Below are 21263 nucleotides of genomic sequence, written 5' to 3' on the forward strand. Positions count from 1 at the left end.
CAAAATTTGTGATCATGTTCGATTACTGTGGGAGCTGGCTTGCCAGCGATGAGGCCGGAAAAGACACCGAAAAAACTAGAGACCCTCCAGTTCCGCCATCAGATCATTCAAGCGGTCAACCTTCTCCTCGGTAATGTCACTCGCCGCCAGTCCATCAATGTACTCGGCCAACTCCTCCACCGTGCTGCACTCGAACATCGCCCGCAGCGGCACGTCGCGTTGCAGGGTTTTCTGCACCCGCGAGGCGATCTGCGTGGCCAGCAACGAATGGCCGCCAAGCTCGAAGAAGTTGTCGCGCACACCGACCTTCTCGACCTTAAGCACCTCGGCCCAAATGTCCGCCAACGTCTGTTCAAGATCATTGCGTGGCGCCAGATAGTCGTGGCTCTGCAACTGGCCGATCTCCAGCGCCGGCAGGGCTTTGCGATCCAGTTTGCCGTTGGCATTCAACGGCAGTTGATCGAGCCACAACCAGTGCAGCGGCACCATGTATTCCGGCAGTTCGGCACGCAGGCGATGTTTGATCCGCTCCAGACGTTCGCTTGGATTCAGCGCGGTGTCAGCAGCGACCAGATAGCCGACCAAGTGCTTACCGTTTACGCCTTCCTGCACACCCACTGCGCCATCGCGCACTTCCGGCTGTTCATGCAGGCGTGCTTCGATTTCACCCAGCTCGATGCGGTAACCGCGAATCTTCACTTGATGGTCGACGCGGCCAACGTATTCCAGCACTCCATCACTGCGACGGCGCGCCAGGTCACCGGTGCGATACAGACGCTCGCCCGGCGCGCCGAACGGGTTCGGCACAAACACTGGGGCGGTGCGCAGCGGATCGCTGACATAACCGCGACCGACGCCAGTCCCGGCCACGCACAACTCACCCACCGCGCCCAGCGGCACCAACTCCAGCGCACCATCGACCAGGTACAGCAAGTTGTTGTCGGTCGGCGTGCCGATCGGCAAATAGCTGCCGCGCGTCGACGCCATGTCGACGCGGAAGAATGCCACGTCATCCGAGCACTCTGCCGGGCCGTAAGCGTTGACCAGACCGATGTCCGGGTAACGCAGCAGCCATTGGTGCGCCAGTTCCGGCGGCATCGCTTCACCGGTCGGCAACATCCAGCGCAAGCCGTCGAGGCTCAGGCGCTCCGCGGCGAGCATGCCCTGAATCAGCGACGGTACGCTCTCCAGCACGGTGATGCCCTGCGCCTGCACATGCACCAGCAAACCTTGCGGATCGTGGGCGATGGTGTTCGGCACGATGTCCACACGCGCGCCGAACAGCGGCGCGGCTAGGAACTGCCAGACGGAAATGTCGAAGCTTTGCGAAGCGGTCTGCGCGATGACGTCGGCGTCGCTCAACTTCAGGTACGGCACCTTGCTCAACTGGTTATTGAGCATGCCGCGCTGCTCGACCATCACGCCTTTCGGCAGGCCGGTGGAGCCCGAGGTGTAGATCACGTAAGCGAGGTTGTCCGGGGCGCTGTAAATGCCCAGGTTCTGCGCCGAGTTCGCCGCCGCTTGAACCTCTTCCCACACCAGCAAGCGTGGACGATTGGCGCAGCTGAATTCATCCAGCAAGGTCTGCGCCTGGCCGCGACAGGCTTCGCTGCAGACCAGTACCGGCGTGCGACTCAGCTCAATGATGCGTTGCAGACGCTGGCTCGGCAGGCCCGGATCCAGCGGCAGATAACCCGCACCGGCCTTGAAGCCGCCGATGATCATGCCCAGCAGATCGAGATTACGCTCGGCGAGCAGCGCCACCGGTTGATCCATCTGCACGCCGGCGGCGACCAGTGCATGGCCGAGACGGTTGGCGCTGTGGTTCAGCTCTGCATAGCTCTGCTGCTGATCAAGGCACGTCGCGGCGATGCGCTGCGGATGCGCGGCAACCTGCGCTTCGAACAGCGCAACGTAGCTCTGCTCGAGCGGATAATCGTGGGCACTCTGGTTGCACCCGTGGAGCAGGAAGTCCTGTTCCTCGACGCCCAGCAGCGGCAAGTCAGCCATGTCGCCATGGAAACCATCGACCAGCGCCAGCAGCAGACGCTTGAACTCGCCGAGCATGCGCTCGATGGTCGATTCGTCGAAGTAACGCTGGTCATAAGACAGGTGCAGACCCAGGTCATCGCCCGGATAACACACCGCCGTCAGCGGGAAGTTGGTGTGGGTTCGACCGGAGTCCGAGGTCGCATTCAGGCTCTGCGCGCGATCCAGTACCGAGACTTCCACCGGGGCGTTTTCGAAGACAAACAGACTGTCGAACAGCGGCTGGCCTTTCGGCAATTCGCTCTGTTCCTGGATGTTCACCAATGGCAGGTATTCGTACTCACGCAGTTGCATGTTGCTGTCGAGCAAACCGCTCAGCCACTGACGGACGCTGGCGCGCTGATCGTCCTCAGGCATTTTCACCCGCAGCGCAATACTGTTGATGAACAGGCCGACGGTGCGTTGCATCTCCGGCATGTCCACCGGACGCCCGGCCACGGTCACACCGAACAGCACGTCGCGATCACCGCTCATGCGCCGCAATACCAGCGCCCACGCCGCTTGGGCGAAGGTGTTGATGGTCAACTGATGCGCCTGCGCCAGTTCTCGCAGACGCGCACCGTCCTCGACATTGAGCCGGGTGTAGCGGTCGCCGACGATCATGCCGCCGCTTTCACCAGCGTGTTCACGCAGGAACGGCCGGTCGCTCGGGATCGGCGTGGTGCGCTCGAACCCTTGCAGGTTCTGCTGCCACCACTGCCGCGCTTGCGCCAGGCTCTGGCGTTGCAGCCAGCCGATGTAATCGCGATAACGCGGCGGCACGGCAAGCTGTGCATCGCGACCTTCACCCAGAGCGGTGTAGATCTCGAAGAAGTCGTTCATCAACAACGAGCGGCACCAGGCATCGATAAGGATGTGGTGGTTGCTCATCATGAACCAGTAACGCGCCGCACCGACCTTGATCAGGCGCAAGTGGAACGGCGCCTGATTGAGCAGATCGAAACCAGCCTCGCGCTCGCTTTTCAGCAGCGCTTGCAGCTTCGGCTCCTGCTCGGTTTCGGCGATGGCGCTCCAGTCCAGATACTCGATTGGTGTACGGCCCGGCGTATGGATCACTTGCAGCATGTCTTCGCCGACGTTCCAGCAGAACGACGCACGCAACGCTTCATGACGGGCGACCACCGCTTGCCAGGCCTGGGCGAAACGCTCAGGGTCGAGTTCGCTGTTGATGCGGTAGCGATCCTGCATGTAGTAGAGGCCAGTGCCCGGTTCGAGCAAGGTGTGCAGCAACATGCCTTCCTGCATCGGCGTCAGCGGATAGACGTCTTCGATGTGCGCGGCGGGCACCGGCAAGGCATCGAGTTGCGCCTGTGTCAGCCTGGCCAGCGGGAAGTCCGACGGCGTCAGGCCACCGGCCTCGTCTTGCAGGCAATGGGTGATCAGGTTTTGCAGCTCGCCGAGGTAGGCATCGGCCAGATCGCTGATGGTCTGCGCTTCGTAACGCTCGGCGCTGAAGGTCCAGCGCAAGAGCAATTCACCGCCGTAAACCTGGCTGTCGATGCTCAACTCGTTCGGTAATGGCGCCTGCGGATCGTGGGCAGCACCGACCGGCTCATCCAGCGGACGGAACAACGCATCGTTGCCGAAACTCTGGTCGAACTGGCCGAGGTAGTTGAACGTGACCGGCGCATGCGGCAGCGCGGCCATGCTGCGCTGGCTGAGGTCGTCGGCGAGATAACGCAGCACGCCATAACCGAGGCCTTTGTGCGGCACGGCGCGCAGTTGCTCTTTGATTGCTTTGATCGAAGCGCCCTGCCCGGCAGCGTCTTCGACGTTGTGCGGGGTCAAGCGTAATGGATAAGCGCTGGTGAACCAGCCAACGGTGCGAGTCAGGTCGATCTCGTCGAACAGGGTTTCGCGGCCATGGCCTTCCAGTTGAATCAGCGCCGACGGCTGACCGTTCCAGCGGCACAGCACGCGGGCCAGCGCGGTCAGCAACAGGTCGTTGACCTGAGTGCGATAGGCGGCCGGCGCCTGTTGCAGCAACTGTCTGGTGTGCTCGGCATCGAGGCGCACGCTAACGGTTTGGGCGTGGAGGTTCTGCTGGCCGCCCTGCGGGTTTTCGCACGGCAGATCAGCGTTCGGGCCGGCCAGTTGGGTCTGCCACCAGTTGAGTTCTTCGCGCAGGGATTCGCTGCCGGCATAAGCCTGCAAACGTGCCGCCCAGTCTTTGAAGGCACTGGTTTTTGCCGGCAGCTTCACCGCCTGTTCGGCATCCAGTTGGCGATACACCGTTTGCACATCGTCGAGCAACACACGCCACGAAACACCGTCGACCACCAAGTGATGGATCGCGATAAACAGCCGTTGCTGACCCTCAGGGCCGTCTACCAGCAAGGCGCGAACCAGCGGGCCGTTTTCCAGATCAAGGCTGCGCTGGGCATCGGCGAACAGCGCTGCGCACTTGTCCATCGACGGCACGCGTACTTGCCACAACACCGCGCCATCGGACACCGGTTGATGTGTCGCTTGCCACTGGCTGTTGACCTCGCTGAAACGCAGCCGTAACGCATCATGCTGCTCAATCACCGCCAGCAGCGCCTGCTCCAGACGATGCGGTTCGAGGGCCACGGCCGGCTCCAGCAGCAAAGCCTGGTTCCAGTGCTGACGCTCAGGGATTTCCGTGTCGAAGAACCAATGCTGAATCGGCGTCAAACGCGATTCACCGGTCACCAGACCTTGCTCGGCCGTCACTTGCTCGGTGCGGCTGGCCACAGCAGCAAGTGTCTGCACAGTCTGATGCTGGAACAGGTCACGCGGGCTGAAATGAATGCCTTGCTGGCGGGCGCGGCTTACCACTTGAATCGACAGAATCGAATCGCCACCCAGCTCGAAGAAGTTGTCGTTGAGGCCGACCTGCTCGACGTTGAGCACCTCGCACCAGATCTGCGCCAGGGTCTGCTCCAGCTCGTTGCTTGGGGCGACGTAGTCCTGACGGTTCAGCTCCGGGTCCGGCGCTGGCAAGGCACGGCGGTCGAGTTTGCCATTGGCGGTCAGCGGCATGCTCGCCAGCAGGATCAGATGCGTCGGCACCATGTAATCCGGCAGTTGCGTCTTGAGGTGCGACTTGAGCGCGTCGCGCAGTTCAGCCTGTTTGGCTTCGTTTTGCTCAGCAACTTCGGTCACCAGATAGCCAACCAGTTGCTTGCCGCTCGGCGCATCCAGTGCCAGCACCACGGCTTCGCGAATCGAATCGTGATCGAGCAGGCGCGTTTCGATTTCGCCCAGCTCGATACGGAAACCGCGGATCTTCACCTGATGGTCGATCCGTCCCAGGTATTCCACCAAACCATCGGCACGCTGGCGCACCAGGTCGCCGGTGCGGTACATGCGCCCGCCATCGGTGGCGAACGGGTCAGCGACAAAACGTTCGGCAGTGATGCCCGGACGGTCGTGATACGCCTGCGCCAAACCGGCGCCGCCGACGAACAATTCACCGGTCGCGCCTTGCGGCACCAGCGCCAGATCGGCGTCGAGAATGTACGCCACACGCGCGCCGATAACGCTGCCGATCGGCACGCTGCCGGCGCCCTCTTCCAGCACCTCCGGCGCCAGACTGGCCAGTGGCATGACCACGGTTTCGGTCGGGCCGTAGGCGTTGAAGAACATCGACGGTTTGAACGCTGCGCGAATGCGTTGCAGGTGCTCACCGGTCAACGCTTCGCCGCCAGTGATGATCATCCGCACCGGCAGGATGTCGTTTTGCGTCGCCAGGAACTGCGCCAACTGGCTGCCGTAGCTCGGGGTGAAACCGAGCACGTTGATTTTATGCGTACGGATCAAACCGCAGATTTCTTCCGCGTCCCATTGGCCTTGTGCTCGCAGCACCACTTGCGCGCCGCTGAGCAGCGGCACCAGCAAACGCTCGGTAGCAGCGTCGAAGTTGATCGAATAGAAGTGCAGCTCGCAGTCGTCCGGGCGCATGCCGAAGCGTTCGATAACGGCTTGGCAGTGCATGGCGATTTCGCCGTGGGAAACCACCACGCCTTTCGGTTTGCCGGTCGAACCCGAGGTGTAGATCAGATACGCCTGATGCTGCGGCAAGCTGATAAATGGCAGCTCGGTGGCCGGGTAATCGGCCAGCGCCGCGCTGTCTTCTTCAAGACTCCAGCGCGCCACGCTCGACGGTAAATCACCAAGGGCTTTGAACATTGCACGGTCGCTGAGCAGCAGGCCGATACGGCTGTCTTCGATCATGTAGTGCAAGCGGTCGAGCGGGTATTCCGGGTCGAGCGGCACATAGGCGCCGCCAGACTTGAGAATCGCCAGCAGGCCGATGACCATTTCCAGCGAACGCTCCAGCGCCAGACCGACCCGCACTTGCGGGCCAACCCCGCGCTCACGCAGAGCCCAGGCCAGGCGATTGGCGCGGGCATCCAGTTCGGCATAGCTCAGGGTCTGCCCGGCGAAGGTCAGGGCCGGCGCGTCTTTGCGCGCCAGTGCCTGCTCGGCGAACAGGTGATGGATGCACTGGTCGAGACGATGCTCGCCCGGCTCGATGCCAAGGCTGTCGAGCAGTTGCTGTTGCTCAGGCGCATCGAGCAGCGGCAATTCGCTGAGACGTTGTTGCGGATCGGCAATCAGCGCTTCGAGCAAGTTGCGCCAATGCCTGGCCATGCGCGCGATGGTCGGTTCATCGAACAAATCGGTGCTGTAAGTCAGGCAGCAACCGAGGCGATGGTCGAGGTCGGTGACTTCCAGGTTGAGGTCGAATTTGGTCGCTCGCGCATCGTTGGCCAGGTACTCGACGGTCATGCCGGCGAGCATTCGGCTCTGCTGGAATTCCCAGCGCTGCACGTTGCACATCACCTGGAACAGCGGGTTGTACGCGGCACTGCGCGGTGGCTGCAGGGTTTCAACCAGATGATCGAACGGCAGATCCTGATGCGACTGGCCTTCGATCACGGTGTGGCGCACCTGCTCGAACAATTCGCCGACCGACATCATCCCGTCGAGCTGGCAACGCAGCACCTGAGTGTTGAGGAACGCACCGATCAGCCCTTCGCTTTCCGGGCGAATACGGTTGGCCACCGGCGCGCCGATGCGCAAATCGGTCTGGCCGCTGTAGCGGTAGAGCAGCGTGGCAAGCGCGGCAGTCATGGTCATGAACAGGGTCAGACCATTTTTTGCATTGAACGCACGCACGCGAGCGGCGAGATCGTCGCTGAGGTCGAAGCGGAACAGTTCACCCTGATGGCTTTGCACCGGCGGACGCGGACGATCGCCGGGCAATTCCAGCAGCGGATGCTCGCGACCGAGTTGCGCCGTCCAGTAGTCGAGTTGGCGTTGACGCTCACCGGACTCCAGCCAGTTACGCTGCCAGACGCTGTAGTCGAGGTATTGCACCGGCAGTGGTTCCAGCGGCGAATCGCGGTCATCGACAAACGCTTCGTAAAGCGCGCTGAGTTCGCGGGCGAAAATATCCATCGCCCAGCCTTCGGTGACGATGTGGTGCAGAGTCAGGACGAAGTAATGTTCGTGCTCGGCGGTCTTCACCAGACAGGCACGCAGCAGCGGCCCGGTTTCCAGATCGAATGGCTGATGCGCCTCTTCGTCGGCCAGTTGCTGAACCTTCTGCTCGCGCACATCGGCGCCAAGTTTTGAGAAATCCTTCCAGCCCATGCGCACGCCAGTCTCGGCATGTACCTGCTGACGGGCGACGCCATCAACGCTCGGGAACGTGGTGCGCAGGGTTTCGTGACGCAGGATCAGCGCTTGCAACGCCGACTCGAAACGCTCGACATGCAACACACCACGCAGGCGCGCCATACCGCCGACGTTGTACGCCGGGCTGTCCGGTTCCATCTGCCAGAGGAACCACATGCGCTGTTGTGAATACGACAGCGGCACCGGTTGGCTGCGGTCGACTTTGTCGATTGGCGGCTGTTTATTGGTGCGGCCGCTGGCCTGGATCAAGCGGATCTGCTCGGCGAAATCACCGAGTTCGCTGTGCTCGAACAAGGCGCGCAACGGCAGTTCGACGTCGCAGGCCTGACGGCTGCGCGAGATGATTTGCGTGGCCAGCAGCGAGTGACCGCCGAGGGCGAAGAAGTCGTCGCGCAGACCGACTTGCGCCAGGCCGAGCACTTCGCGCCAGATCGCGGCGATCTGTTGCTGCAGTTCGGTGACCGGTTCGACGTGCTCACGCACTTGCCACTGCGGTTCAGGCAAGGCGCGGCGGTCGAGTTTGCCGCTGGGGCTCAAGGGCATTGCGTCCAGACGCATCAGTTGCGCCGGCACCATGTACTCCGGCAGCTCGGCGGCCAGTGCGGTTTTCAGCCGGGCGATTTGCGCGTCCTGATCTTCGCTGACGTCAGTCGCGGTGAAGTAACCGATCAGTTGTGCGCCAACGGCGGTTTCGCGCACCAGCACCACGGCTTGGGCGACGCCTTCCTGAGCGAGCAAACGGGCTTCGATTTCTTCCGGTTCGACACGGAAGCCACGCAGCTTGACCTGCTGATCGAGACGGCCGAGGTATTCGATCACGCCATCGGACGTCCAGCGTGCGCGGTCACCGGTGCGGTACAAACGTGCGCCCTGCTCGCCCAGTGGATCAACGACGAAACGCTCGGCAGTTAACGAGGGACGGCCAAGGTAGCCGCGAGCCAGACCGATACCGCTGATGCACAGCTCACCCGGCACACCCGCCGGCACCGAGTTGAGATCGCTATCGAGCACGCGGCAAACCACGTTGCCCAGCGGCCGGCCAATCGGCGAGCGCTCGCCATCGGCTGTGGTGCAATGCCAATGGGTGACGTTGATCGCGGTTTCGGTCGGGCCATAACGGTTGTGTAATTGCACCGCCGGCAGTTGCGCCAGTACGCGGTTGCGCAGTTCGGCCGGCAACGCTTCGCCGCCGGAGAACACGCGGCGCAGGCTGGTGCATTCGGCGCTCAGCGGCTCGTCGATGAAAAGCGAGAGCAGTGGCGGCACAAAGTGCAGCGTGGTCACGCCGTGCGCTTGCACAAGCTGGGCGATGCGGTGCGGATCGCGGTGCTCGCCGGGGCCGGCAATCAGCAAACGCGCACCACTGATCAGCGGCCAGAAGCACTCCCACACCGACACGTCGAAACTGATCGGGGCTTTTTGCATCAGCACATCGGTTTCATTCAAGCGATAAGTGTTCTGCATCCATTGCAGACGTTCGGCCAGTGCTGCGTGGGTATTGCCGACGCCTTTCGGTTGGCCAGTGGAGCCCGAGGTGTAAATCACATAGGCGAGGTTGTCGCCATGCAAGTGCAAGCCCGGTGCCTGGCTCGGCCAGTTTTCCAGGTGCAATGCATCCATGACGATAACGCTGACGCCGTCGCTGGCCGGCAAACGATCAAGCAATTCGGTCTGGGTCAGGAGCAGTTCAACACCGCTGTCGCTGAGCATGTAAGCCAGGCGATCAGCCGGGTAATCCGGGTCCAGCGGCACATAGGCGCCACCGGCCTTGATGATCGCCAGCAGGCCGACCAGCAGTTGCGGCGAGCGCTCGGCGGCGATGGCCACGCAAACGTCGGGGCCGACGCCTTTGTCGCGCAGGTAGTGCGCGAGGCGGTTGGATTGCGTGTGCAGTTCGGCGAAGTCGAGGCTGCCACCGTCCCACACCAGCGCGGTGCGCTCCGGGGTCTGACGGACTTGTTCGTTGAGCAGTTCCGGCAGCCATTGCTCAGCCTTGGCGCACGGGGCGACGCTCCAGTCTGTCTGCTGATCGTGCTCAATGGCATTGAGCATTTGCAGATCACCGACAGCACGCTGCGGTTGCTCGCAAACATCGCGCAGCAGATTGCTGAAGTGCTCGGTCAGACGCGCGATGGTCGCGGCGTCGAACCGTTCGTTGGCGTAGTCGAATGACAGCGTCAGGCGACCATTACGGTCCTCTTCACTGTGCAGTTGCAGGTCGAACTTGGCTTCGCGGCTGTGCCACGGCAGTTCTTCGGCGAGCAGACCCGGCAGGCGTTTCAGCGCGCTTAGGTCGCGTTGCTGATGGTTGAACATGACCTGGAACAAACCTTGTTCGCGGGCCTGCGGGAAGGCTTCGAGCAGTTGTTCGAATGGCAGATCCTGATGTGCCTGGGCACCGAGGGTGGTTTGGCGAGCCTGCGCCAGCAATTCGCTGAACGGCGTACGCGAATCGACCTCAGCACGCAGCACTTGGGTGTTGATGAAGAAGCCGATCAGGCCCTGGGTTTCCAGGCGCGGACGGTTGGCGTTCGGCACACCGATGCGGATATCACGTTGGCCGCTGTAGCGATGCAGCAGGCTCTGGAATGCCGCGAGCAACAACATGAACGGTGTCGAATCGTGGGCCTGCGCGGTCGTGCGGATCGCCTCACTGAGGCTGACGCTCAAACGCACACTGTGGCGTGCAGCGCTGTGAACCTGCTGCGCAGAACGCGGGTGATCGCTGGCCAGTTCCAGGGTTGGATGCTCGTCGCCCAACTGCGCTTTCCAATACGCCAGTTGCCGCTCACCTTCACCTTGCGCCAGCCATTGACGCTGCCAACTGCCGTAGTCGGCATACTGGGTGGGCAGCGGCGCGAGGTTGGCGGTCGCGCCTTGCGCTGCAGCGGCGTACAGGCGCGAGAATTCGTCGAGCAAAACATTGAGCGACCAGCCGTCGGCGATGATGTGGTGCAGCGTCACCAGCAGTTGGTGATCTTCGTCATCGAGGCGGACCAGTGTCACCCACAGCAGCGGGCCTTTTTCCAGGTCAAACCGGGTGCGCGCTTCGTCTTCGCGGATCTGCTGGGCACGGGCTTCACGCTCGTGGGCCGGCAAGTCGCTGAGATCGATCAGTTGCAGGTTGAACTCGGTAGCTGCATCGACTTGTTGCAGGGCCACGCCGTCACGTTCGAAGAAGCGCGTACGCAAGGATTCGTGGCGTTCGATCAGTCGCTGGAAGCTGGCGCGCAAGGCGTCTTCGTCCAGTTCGCCGCGCAAACGCAGGGCACCGGGAATGTTGTAGGCGCTGCTTTGCGGGTCGAGTTGCCAAGTGATCCACAGACGGTTTTGCGCCAGCGATTGCGGCATCGGCTCGCTGCGCGACAACGCGCTGATTGCACCTTGGGCGCTGCCGCCGTCCTGTTGCTGCTGCGCCACCGCAGCGGCAAATGCACACAGGGTCGGCGCTTCGAAGAGCAATCGCAGGTTCAGCTCCAGACCGAGTTCTTCACGCACCTTGGCGATCACTTGAGTTGCCGCAATCGAGTTGCCGCCGAGCAGGAAGAAATGGTCGTCGGCGTTGACCTGTTTGACGTTGAGTTGCTCGGCCCAGATCTTGCCGATCAGCGCTTCGAGTTCAGAGACGCTGGTGCTCGACGCTGCGGTTTCGGCTGCGGTCGACGGGAACACTGCGTAGCTGTCGAGGCTGCCATCGGCCAGGCGATTACGGCACGCCGAACGCTGCAATTTACCGCTGGAGGTTTTCGGCAACGCGCCCGGATTGAGCAGCACCACCACGCTCGGCGCTTCCTGATAAGCCTCGGCCACAGCTTGGCGGATGGCTTTGATCAACGCTTCCGGCGGCAGGATTTTCTGCACGCTGCGGCTGATTTCCGCGGCGATGCCGATGCCCTCCTCGCCATTCTGGCTGACCGCGAATGCAGCGACGCGGCCCTTGCGCACCACTTCCACTTCATTCTCGACGGTCTTCTCGATGTCCTGCGGATAGAGATTGTGTCCACGCACGATCAGCATGTCTTTCAAACGGCCGGTGATGAACAGCTCACCGTCACGGACAAAGCCCAGGTCACCGGTACGCAGCCAAGTGCGGCCGGCGTGCTGGACGAACGTCTTGGCGCTGGCTTCGGGGTTACGCCAGTAGCCGTGGGCGATGCTCGGGCCGGCAGCCCAGACTTCACCGACAGCGTTATCGGCGAGTTCTTCGAGACTGATCGGCTCAACGATCACCACCGCATGCTCTGGCTGGCTGATGCCGCAACTCATGATAGGGCTGCCGTCACCCGGCTCGGCACGGTTTTGCGCCAGCGCCTGATCGTCCACGCGCAACGCTGGAATGCCGGTGCCTCGTGGTGTACCGGCAACGAACAGTGTCGCTTCGGCCAGACCGTACGAAGCCATGAAACTGTCTTCGCTGAAACCGCACGCAGTGAACTTCTCGGCGAAGCGTTCGAGGGTGTCTAGGCGGATCGGTTCGGAACCGGAATAGGCCACGCGCCAACGGCTCAGATCAAGGCGTTCAAGCGCCGACTCGCTGACTCGCTCACTGCACAAACGGTAGGCGAAATCCGGCCCGCCGCTGATGGTGCCGCCGTATTGGCTGATTGCTTCGAGCCAGCGCAACGGCCGACCAAGGAAGTACCCCGGCGACATCAGAATGCACGGCACACCACTGAAAACAGGCTGCAGCAAACCACCGATCAAACCCATGTCGTGGTACAGCGGCAACCAACTGACGATGACGTCGTCCGGGTTGACGTCGATGCCGAAGCCGTGACGGATCAACAGCTCGTTGGCGACCAGGTTACCGTGGCTGACCTGCACGCCTTTGGGCAGCGCGGTGGAGCCGGAGGTGTATTGCAGGAAGGCGATGTGATCCTGCGCCAGGCCGGGCTCGACCCACTTCTCGGCCAGCGCGCTGTCGAGGGTATCGACACACAACAGCGGCGGTGCGCCTTCGATCTGCTGCAAGGCGTCGCGCAGGTCAGCGCTGGTCAGCAACAGACGCGGCTCGGCGTCGGCGATGATCGACAGCAGACGCTCCTGATGATGACGGCGTGCAGACTCCGGCGGGTAAGCCGGCACCGCGATCACGCCGGCGTACAGGCAACCAAAGAACGCCGCAACGTAGTCCGGGCCACTGGGAAACAGCAGCACCGCGCGATCGCCGAACTCAGCCTCGGCCTGCAACGCCGCGGCGATGGTACGTGCGCGCTGATCCAGTTCGCGATAACTGAGTACCACAGCCTGCTCTTCGTTTTCAGCCAGAAAACGCAAGGCCAGTTGATCCGGTGTCAACGCCGCACGGCGCTGCAGGGCGTGGACCAGAGTGCTGGGGAGTTCGAACGCGTCGGTCATGAGGTTTCCTGCCTGAATTCGGCTTGCTAGTGGAATCGGGTTTGCTGCGTCACACCCTTCAAAGGGCATGCAGGGCGCGGTCTACGCCGACCGCGCAAGGCATTGGAATGCTGTCTGGCCGGGGCTCTTCACCCGCAACCATTCACCAATGAGAACGGATGACGTCTGGAAATAATTAGTCGGCAGGCTGGAACGCCAATGGGGCCGGGATGCGGCAGCGTGTCGCAGTTCTCACATCGCACCTTTTTGGATCATTACTTCTCTTTCTCATTTGACAATCATTATCATTCAACCTAATTTGTCGCTCGATGTGTAGGACGGCCTCGTCCCCCCCAGGCGTCCCACTAACCTATTTGGCAGCAAGGTGATTTCCATGACGGAACAAGTATCCACAAGCAGGTGCGATTCACCGCTACTTCAGGCATTCGTCGACAATCGACTGATTCTGGTCAAGATTGCAGCCCGCATTACCGGCTGCCGGTCACGTGCCGAAGATGTGGTGCAGGATGCGTTTTTCCGCCTGCAATCGGCGCCGCCGATCACGTCGTCGATCAAGGCTCAACTGAGTTATCTGTTCCAGATCGTGCGCAACCTCGCCATCGATCACTACCGCAAACAGGCGCTGGAGCAGAAGTACGCCGGCCCTGAAGAGGAAGGGCTGAACGTGGTTATTCAGGGTGCTTCGCCGGAAATCTCGCACATCAACTTTTCGACTCTGGAAAACATCGCTGATGCGCTGACCGAGCTGCCCAGCCGCACCCGCTATGCGTTCGAGATGTACCGCCTGCACGGCGTGCCGCAGAAGGACATCGCCAAGGAACTCGGCGTCTCGCCGACCCTGGTCAACTTCATGATTCGCGATGCGCTGGTGCACTGCCGCAAGGTCTCGGGCAGCCGTCGTGACGCGGTGGTTATGGGTCGTCGTTAATCAGAAAAGTTTTGGCGCCCCCCATTCGCGAGCAGGCTCGCTCCCACATTTAACCGCGTTCTTTCAGGAGAAATGCAGGCGCATGTGGGAGCGAGCCTGCTCGCGAAGGCGGCCTCAGGATCACAGAGATCCTGAGGTCTGATCATCAGGCCAGCTTGCACCGATCAAAAAACCGCTCGCGCCCCAGAATCATCAGCGCCGCACGCTTGTGCGGGAAGTCGAATTCTTTCTCGCAATGGAAGCACTGGTTCTGCATGTGGCCGATCATCTTCGCGTTGTCGGCACGCGGTTCGGCGACGACGCGCTGAGTGCGCGGATCGTCCAGAAACAGGTAATGCACCAACGCCGATAACCAGCTCGCCACCTTGTGCGGGCCGCGGTGATCTTCCTCACCGACCAGCATGTGAATGCCACGGTCGTAATTGTCGGCATCGTAGAACGGCGCGATACGATCTTCCTTGGCCCAATAAGCCTCGAAATAGGCAAACGGCTGATCGTCGAAACAGCCGATCAAGGTCAGCGTGTGCGGGGCGGCGTCGAGTTTGCTCAGGTACTCGCGATGCTTCTCGATACTGCCCTCTTCCTGCCAGAAACTGGCAACGCGCGGGCTGTTCTGCCAACGATTGAAGCGCGGCAGATCCTCTTCGATTTCCACCGTGCGCAGCGATATCCACGCGCCCAGACGCGCATCGAAACGTCGGTACACCTCACCGCGTGGCTTCACCGGCCGCAGCGGATGCCGCTTACCCTGACTAATGACCATTTGCTGCGGATAACTGCCGGTCAGCGAGGTGCCGAGCCACGGTTGCGGCAGTTGCCAGAACAGCGTGCGCTCGCAGCGATACTCGCCTGCCACCTCGGTGCTCACCAACAAACCGCTGAGCAACGCTTCGGTCGGCGGCTGATCGAGTTGCCAGGTCAGTTGCTGGCACTCGGGATCGCGGGCGAACAGCCAATAACAGGCGGCCCACAGTGCCTGCCCTGGCGGCAAGGCAAAACGCTCATCGATCTGGATCGGCCCTTTGGCTTCACGATCCAGGCGCAGGCGAATCAGCGGTTGCCCGTCCAGGCTCAAGCTCAGACGGCTTTCGGTTGCATCAGCGATCAGTTGGCTACCCGAAGGCAAGGCCAGGGCAGTCAGGTCATTCAGATTGGACATGGGTCGGGCTCACGATTAATCGTCGACAGTTCAACGATGGGACGTGAGCCGAGAGGGGAAATTTAGGCTTCGAGGAGAAATCAGTGCCTCAATGACGAGGCACCGGCACTACCGCTATCTTGTACGGCTCGAAGATTTTCAGCATCTCGCCATTCTCACGCAGACCTTGCAGCAGCTTGCCAAACGCTTCACCGGTGATCGGCGCAGTCGGGCGCAGTATCGCGTAATGGTGGTAGATCTGATCAATACGCTGGGACACCAGCAACTCACCACGCACCTTTTCGTTACGCAACAGGTAATCGCTCAGATACGAACGGGTCACCAAGGCAATATCGGCGCGCCCGCGCAGCACCATCAACAGATTGCTGTCATGCGAATAGGTCAGCGTCGCGTTGAAATTCTGCGCAAGGAACTTGGGATCGGCGTTGAAACTGGCAAATTCGTAGTGATAACCGCTGAACAGCGCCAGGCGTTTGCCCGACAGGTCGGCGAAGTAGTTCTGTTGGCGACCATCTTCACGTTGCGCGACAAAAATCTCGGCGTCTTCAAGGCCCATGTCGACATCGCTGTGAGGCATGTCTTGCCAGCCCCACTCCGGGTTCTCGAAGATCGCCATGTCGATCCGGCCTTGTTTGAAATCACCAAAACGCCGGGGAATCGACGTTGGCACCAGCACGAACTGATAGTCGCTTTGCAGACGGTTCAGCGCCTCGACCAATTGCGGCAGCAGACCGGTGTCGGCGCCGTTTTCCGGGCGGATGGTGTAGGGCGGAAAATGTGCCGCGCCGACCCGGACCAGTTGCGCTGCCGGAGCCGGCAATACCCAGAATGCAGCCAGCGCTGCGAGCAGAAGCCCCGCGGCTGTCCGAATTGGCGAAGACTTCAAAACACCCCACTCCCCGAAAAAATACCGATCAATGCATTCAAGCTAGGCGGTTTCGCCCAGTTAGCCAGTTTCCCGCCCCGATAGAAAGCGCCTTAACGCTCCTCGAGCACCAGAATCAAGGCCTCGTCCGCCAATTGATCAAGGCTCAAACTGCCGCCGGCACGGAACCAGGTGGTGGTCCAGGACAGTGCGCCAGTGAGAAAACGTCGGGTAACAAATACGTCGCCGCGAATAAATCCGGCGTCCTTGGCCTCGCCGAGCACGTGCAGCCAGATATCTTCGTAGACGTCACGCAACGCCAGCACTTTGGCCTGGCCGTCCTCGGACAATGAACGCCATTCATAGACCAGTACCGCCATGGCTTCACCGCTGCCGCCCATGATCGACTGCAATTCGCAGCGAATCAGCGCCAACACGCGCTCGCGCACGCTGCTGGCATCGGCAAGCGCCGCACGCATCAGAGCGGTGTTGTAACGGATGGTTTCTTCCATCACCGCGCGGAGGATTTCATCCTTGCTTTTGAAGTGATGAAAAATGCTTCCCGACTGAATCCCCACCGCCCCGGCCAGATCACGCACGGTGGTGCGCTCATAGCCTTTGTTGCGGAACAGGTGAGCCGCCACTTGCAGCAGTTTGCCGCGGGCGCTGTCGGGGTCGGTCAACTGGCCTTGGTCGACCAATTCGCGCATGACCCTCAGGGCTTTTTGCTCGTCCACCCGTTCTCTCCTACAGTCGATCAGTCTGATGCCCCCTGAAACCGCAGGGTTGCGCGCAATTTAAGCCGCCGACGGCGACCAAGCAAGCGCTTGGGCAGAAGATAATTTTAGGCATTTACAAACCAAGCGCTTGCTTGGTAGCCTCCAAGCACTTCTGTCGCAGGTTCCTGAGTCGGAGATAAAAATGCCAACCACCGTTCGCATCGGTTGCGCCAGTGCATTCTGGGGAGACACATCAACCGCCGCCGCGCAGTTAGTCAATGGCGGCAAACTGGATTACCTGGTGTTCGATTACCTGGCCGAGATCACCCTGTCGATCATGGCCGGCGCACGCATGAAAGACCCGCAGGCGGGGTTTGCCGGCGACTTTATCGACATCCTGACGCCGCTGCTGCCGCAACTGGCCGAGCAGCAAATTCGCGTTATCAGCAACGCTGGCGGGATCAATCCACACGCCTGTGCCAGTGCCCTGCAAGCGGCCTGCGACAAGGCTGGCATCGCGCTGAAAATCGCTGTGTTGCTCGGCGATGACCTGCAACCGCAGTTCAAACAACTCAGCAGCCAAGGCATCACTGAAATGTTCAGCGGCGCCGCGCTGCCGCCGATGTGCGTGTCGACCAACGCTTACCTCGGCGCGCCGGGCATCGTCGAAGCCCTGCGCCTGGGCGCCGATATCGTCATCACCGGCCGCGTGGTCGACAGCGCCGTGGTCAGCGCCGCACTGGTGCATGAGTTCGGCTGGTCGTGGCACGACTACGACAAACTCGCCCAGGCCGCACTGGCCGGGCACATCATCGAATGCGGCGCACAATGCACCGGCGGTAACTTCACTGACTGGCGCGACGTGCCCGACTACGAGCACATCGGTTTTCCAATTGTTGAAGTCAGCGCCGACAGCCAATTCATCGTCAGCAAACCCGAAGGCTCCGGCGGACTGGTCACACCGCTGACCGTGGGTGAGCAGATGCTGTATGAAATCGGCGACCCACAGGCCTATCTGCTGCCCGACGTGGTCTGCGATTTCAGTCAGGTCAAACTGCAGCAGCAAGGCAAGGACGCGGTACACGTGCACGGCGCCAAAGGCCTGCCACCGAGCGATAAATACAAGGTCAGCGCCACCTGGCCGGACGGTTTTCGCTGCACCGCCAGTTGCCTGATCGCTGGCATCGATGCGGTGGACAAGGCGCGCCGGGTCAGTCAGGCGATCATCGACAAAACCGCAGAAATGTTCAGCCAGCGCGGCTGGGCGCCGTACAGCGAAACGCACATCGAACTGCTCGGCAGCGAAGCCACCTACGGCCCCCACGGCCAGCGCCGCGACAGCCGCGAAGTGGTGATCAAACTCGCCGTGCGTCACGCGAACAAACAGGCGCTGATTCTGTTCTCTAGGGAAATCGCCCAGGCCGCCACCGGCATGGCGCCGGGATTGACCGGCATCGTTGGCGGCCGGCCAACGGTGTACCCGCTGATCCGTCTGTTCTCGTTCCTGATTGATAAAAGCGCCTGCACCTTGCAGATCGATATGGCCGGTGAGCGCCATCCTTGTGCCCTGCCCGCTTTGGCTGTTCTGGACAGCGCAGATTTGCCGATTGCTCAGGCGCCACCAAAACCGCAAGGACGTGCCGACGCCAGTGTGCCGTTGGTGAAACTGGCTGTGGCGCGCTCCGGTGACAAGGGCAACCACAGCAACATCGGCGTGCTGCCGCGCAAGCCCGAATACCTGCCATGGATCGCCGAGGCACTGACGCCGGCGGTGATCGTCGACTGGATGAGCCACGTCCTCGACCCGATTCACGGGCGGGTCGAACGCTGGTACCTGCCCGGCACCCACAGTTTGAATTTTCTATTGGAAAACGCCCTCGGCGGCGGTGGCGTGGCCAGTCTGCGCATCGACCCGCAAGGCAAGGCCTTCGCCCAGCAACTGCTGGAAATCCAGATCCCGGTGCCGCAGAGCATCGCCGAACAACTCGACTAGAGGATGGTTTGCATGGCTTACGCGTCGATTTTCCACGCCGATCTGTTCAGCGGCCAGACCATTATCGTCACTGGTGGCGGCAGCGGCATCGGCCGTTGCACCGCCCATGAACTGGCAGCGCTCGGCGCCACTGTGCTGCTGGTCGGGCGCAAACCGGAAAAACTCGAAAAAGTCGCCACGGAAATCGCCGAGGACGGCGGCCGCGCACACTGGCAAGCCTGCGACATCCGCGACGAAGAGGCGGTGAAACAACTGGTCAGGGAGCTGATCACCGAACACGGGCCGATTCACGGGTTGGTCAACAATGCTGGCGGCCAGTACCCGTCGCCGTTGGCCTCTATCAATCAGAAAGGTTTCGAAACCGTGCTGCGTACCAACCTGGTCGGCGGTTTTCTGATGGCCCGGGAAGTGTTCAATCAGTCGATGAGCAAACACGGCGGCAACATCGTCAACATGCTCGCCGACATGTGGGGCGGCATGCCCGGCATGGGCCACTCGGGTGCGGCGCGTTCGGGCATGGACAACTTCACCAAAACCGCCGCGTTTGAATGGGGATATGCCGGGGTGCGGGTCAACGCCGTCGCCCCAGGCTGGATCGCCTCCAGCGGCATGGACACATACGAAGGTGCGTTCAAAGCGGTGATTCCGACCCTGCGCGAGCATGTACCGCTCAAGCGCATCGGCACTGAATCGGAAGTCAGCGCGGCGATTGTGTTTCTGCTCAGCCCGGCAGCAGCATTTATCAGCGGCAGCACGTTGAAAATCGACGGGGCGGCCAGCCTCGGCAGCCGAGCATGGCCGCTGCACAAGGCGACTCACAGCGAGTCGTTCAATGGTTTTCACCGGGCCTATCTACCAGAAGTGCTTCGTCCCGATGCCCTCAAGGACAAGGAGTAAGCCATGCCGCAGATCCAGTCCCAGCTCGATCCGCACAGCGAGGCCTTCGCACGCAACCGTGCGGCGATGCTCGCGGCAATCGAGCAAGTTCAGCAACTCGAGCAGAACCTGCTGAACAAAGCCGCCGACGCCAAAGCGAAATTCGACAAACGCGGACAATTGCTGCCGCGCGAACGCCTGAACCTGTTGCTCGACCCCGGCGCGCCGTTCCTCGAACTGGCCAGCCTCGCCGGTTATAAACTGCATGACGACAAGGACGGCAGCTCGGCCGGTGGCGGGTTGATCGCCGGCATCGGTTACGTCTGCGGCATCCGCGCGATGGTGGTGGCCAACAACAGCGCGATCAAGGGCGGCACCATCTCGCCGAGTGGCTTGAAAAAATCCCTGCGTCTGCAACAGATCGCTCAGGAAAACAAACTGCCGGTGATCACCCTCGCCGAAAGCGGCGGCGCCAACCTCAATTACGCGGCAGACATTTTTGTCGAAGGCGCGCGCAGTTTTGCCAATCAGGCGCGCATGTCGGCGATGGGCCTGCCGCAGATCACCGTGGTACATGGCTCGGCCACCGCAGGCGGCGCCTATCAGCCGGGATTGTCGGATTACGTAGTGGTGGTGCGCGGCAAGGCCAAGCTGTTTCTCGCCGGCCCGCCGCTGCTCAAAGCCGCCACCGGTGAAGTCGCCACTGATGAAGAACTCGGTGGCGCCGAGATGCACGCGCAGGTTGCCGGGACGGCGGAATACCTCGCTGAAAACGATGCCGATGGCGTGCGTCAGGTGCGGGAAATTCTGCGGATGCTGCCGTGGAACGAGCAACTGCCGTGGCTGCCCGAGCCGCAATACAAAGAGCCGCACTACCCCATCGAAGAACTGCTCGGGTTGATCCCCGACGATCCGAAAAAACCCTATGACGTGCGCGAAATCATCGCGCGCATCGCCGATGAATCGTGCTTTCTCGAATTCAAGGGTGAGTTCGATCAGCAAACGATCTGCGGCCAGTTGAAGATTCAGGGCCGCGCCTGCGGCTTCATCGGCAACAACGGCCCGATCACACCGAACGGCGCCAGCAAAGCCGCGCAGTTCATCCAACTGTGCGACCAGAGCCAGACGCCGCTGCTGTTTTTCCACAACACCACAGGCTTCATGGTCGGCACCGAATCGGAACAGCAAGGCGTGATCAAACACGGCTCGAAACTGATTCAAGCGGTGGCCAATGCACGGGTGCCCAAACTGACGGTCGTCGTCGGCGGTTCATACGGCGCCGGCAACTACGCGATGTGCGGGCGCGGTCTTGATCCGCGCTTCATCTTCGCCTGGCCGAACAGCCGCACGGCGGTGATGGGTGGCGCGCAGGCCGGCAAAGTCTTGCGTATTGTCACAGAGGCCAAGCAACTCAAGGACGGTCTGGTGCCAGACCCGAAAATGCTCGACATGCTTGAGCAGGTCACCGCGCAGAAACTCGACAGCCAGTCCACCGCGCTCTACGGCAGCGCAAACTTGTGGGACGACGGGCTGATCGATCCACGCGACACGCGCACGCTGCTCGGCTACTTGCTGGATATTTGCCAAGAAGCGGACATGCGCAACCTGCAACCCAACAGCTTCGGCGTCAGCCGGTTCTGACCGCCTCG

The 21263-nt window shown here is 61.5% G+C and carries 8 protein-coding genes; 4 read left to right on the plus strand and 4 right to left on the minus strand.

Annotation, left to right across the window (positions count from 1 at the left end; genetic code table 11):
* Positions 1-75: 75 nt before the first annotated feature.
* Entirely contained in the window at positions 76-13074 is a 12999-nt protein-coding gene (locus JFT81_RS27725; RefSeq protein ID WP_201230750.1) for a non-ribosomal peptide synthetase, read from the minus strand.
* Positions 13075-13447: 373 nt separating this feature from the next.
* Between JFT81_RS27725 and JFT81_RS27730 the strand changes: the two genes are divergently transcribed.
* Positions 13448-14002: an RNA polymerase factor sigma-70 gene (locus JFT81_RS27730; RefSeq protein WP_201230751.1), complete on the plus strand. Its 555-nt coding sequence runs from the start codon at positions 13448-13450 to the stop codon at positions 14000-14002.
* Positions 14003-14147: 145 nt separating this feature from the next.
* Here JFT81_RS27730 and JFT81_RS27735 read toward each other — a convergent pair whose 3' ends face one another.
* The 3 genes from JFT81_RS27735 to JFT81_RS27745 form a co-directional block, all read right to left on the minus strand.
* Entirely contained in the window at positions 14148-15161 is a 1014-nt protein-coding gene (locus tag JFT81_RS27735; RefSeq protein ID WP_201230752.1) for a GNAT family N-acetyltransferase, read from the minus strand.
* 88 nt (positions 15162-15249) lie between these two features.
* Complete coding sequence (locus tag JFT81_RS27740) at positions 15250-16047, minus strand: transporter substrate-binding domain-containing protein (RefSeq protein ID WP_201230753.1); 798 nt, start codon at positions 16045-16047, stop codon at positions 15250-15252.
* Positions 16048-16139: 92 nt separating this feature from the next.
* A complete protein-coding gene (locus JFT81_RS27745; RefSeq protein WP_201230755.1) occupies positions 16140-16763 on the minus strand; it encodes a TetR family transcriptional regulator in 624 nt (207 codons plus the stop codon).
* A gap of 184 nt (positions 16764-16947) precedes the next feature.
* On the opposite strand from JFT81_RS27745, the gene JFT81_RS27750 reads away from it, so the two are divergent.
* From JFT81_RS27750 to atuC, 3 genes are read left to right on the plus strand one after another with little or no spacing between them, the layout of a single operon-like run.
* Positions 16948-18738, plus strand: coding sequence for an acyclic terpene utilization AtuA family protein (locus tag JFT81_RS27750; RefSeq protein ID WP_201230757.1), 1791 nt, complete (start codon positions 16948-16950; stop codon positions 18736-18738).
* Positions 18739-18750: 12 nt separating this feature from the next.
* Positions 18751-19635 carry an SDR family oxidoreductase gene (locus JFT81_RS27755; RefSeq protein ID WP_201230759.1) on the plus strand — a complete coding sequence of 295 codons (885 nt, stop codon included), beginning with the start codon at positions 18751-18753 and terminating at the stop codon, positions 19633-19635.
* A 3-nt stretch (positions 19636-19638) separates the two neighbouring features.
* Positions 19639-21255, plus strand: a complete 1617-nt coding sequence (gene atuC, locus JFT81_RS27760) for a geranyl-CoA carboxylase subunit beta (protein WP_201230768.1) — start codon at positions 19639-19641, stop codon at positions 21253-21255.
* Positions 21256-21263: the final 8 nt, after the last annotated feature.

This window comes from Pseudomonas sp. TH43, from assembly GCF_016650635.1.
Taxonomy (GTDB): Bacteria; Pseudomonadota; Gammaproteobacteria; order Pseudomonadales; family Pseudomonadaceae; genus Aquipseudomonas.

What these genes read in the sequence shown, in the direction of transcription:
- JFT81_RS27750 (WP_201230757.1), top strand. Translation starts at nt 16,948, where the DNA reads ATGCCAACCACCGTTCGCATCGGTTGCGCCAGTGCATTCTGGGGAGAC.
- atuC (WP_201230768.1), top strand. Translation starts at nt 19,639, where the DNA reads ATGCCGCAGATCCAGTCCCAGCTCGATCCGCACAGCGAGGCCTTCGCA.
- JFT81_RS27725 (WP_201230750.1), bottom strand. Translation starts at nt 13,074, where the DNA reads ATGACCGACGCGTTCGAACTCCCCAGCACTCTGGTCCACGCCCTGCAG.
- JFT81_RS27755 (WP_201230759.1), top strand. Translation starts at nt 18,751, where the DNA reads ATGGCTTACGCGTCGATTTTCCACGCCGATCTGTTCAGCGGCCAGACC.
- JFT81_RS27735 (WP_201230752.1), bottom strand. Translation starts at nt 15,161, where the DNA reads ATGTCCAATCTGAATGACCTGACTGCCCTGGCCTTGCCTTCGGGTAGC.
- JFT81_RS27730 (WP_201230751.1), top strand. Translation starts at nt 13,448, where the DNA reads ATGACGGAACAAGTATCCACAAGCAGGTGCGATTCACCGCTACTTCAG.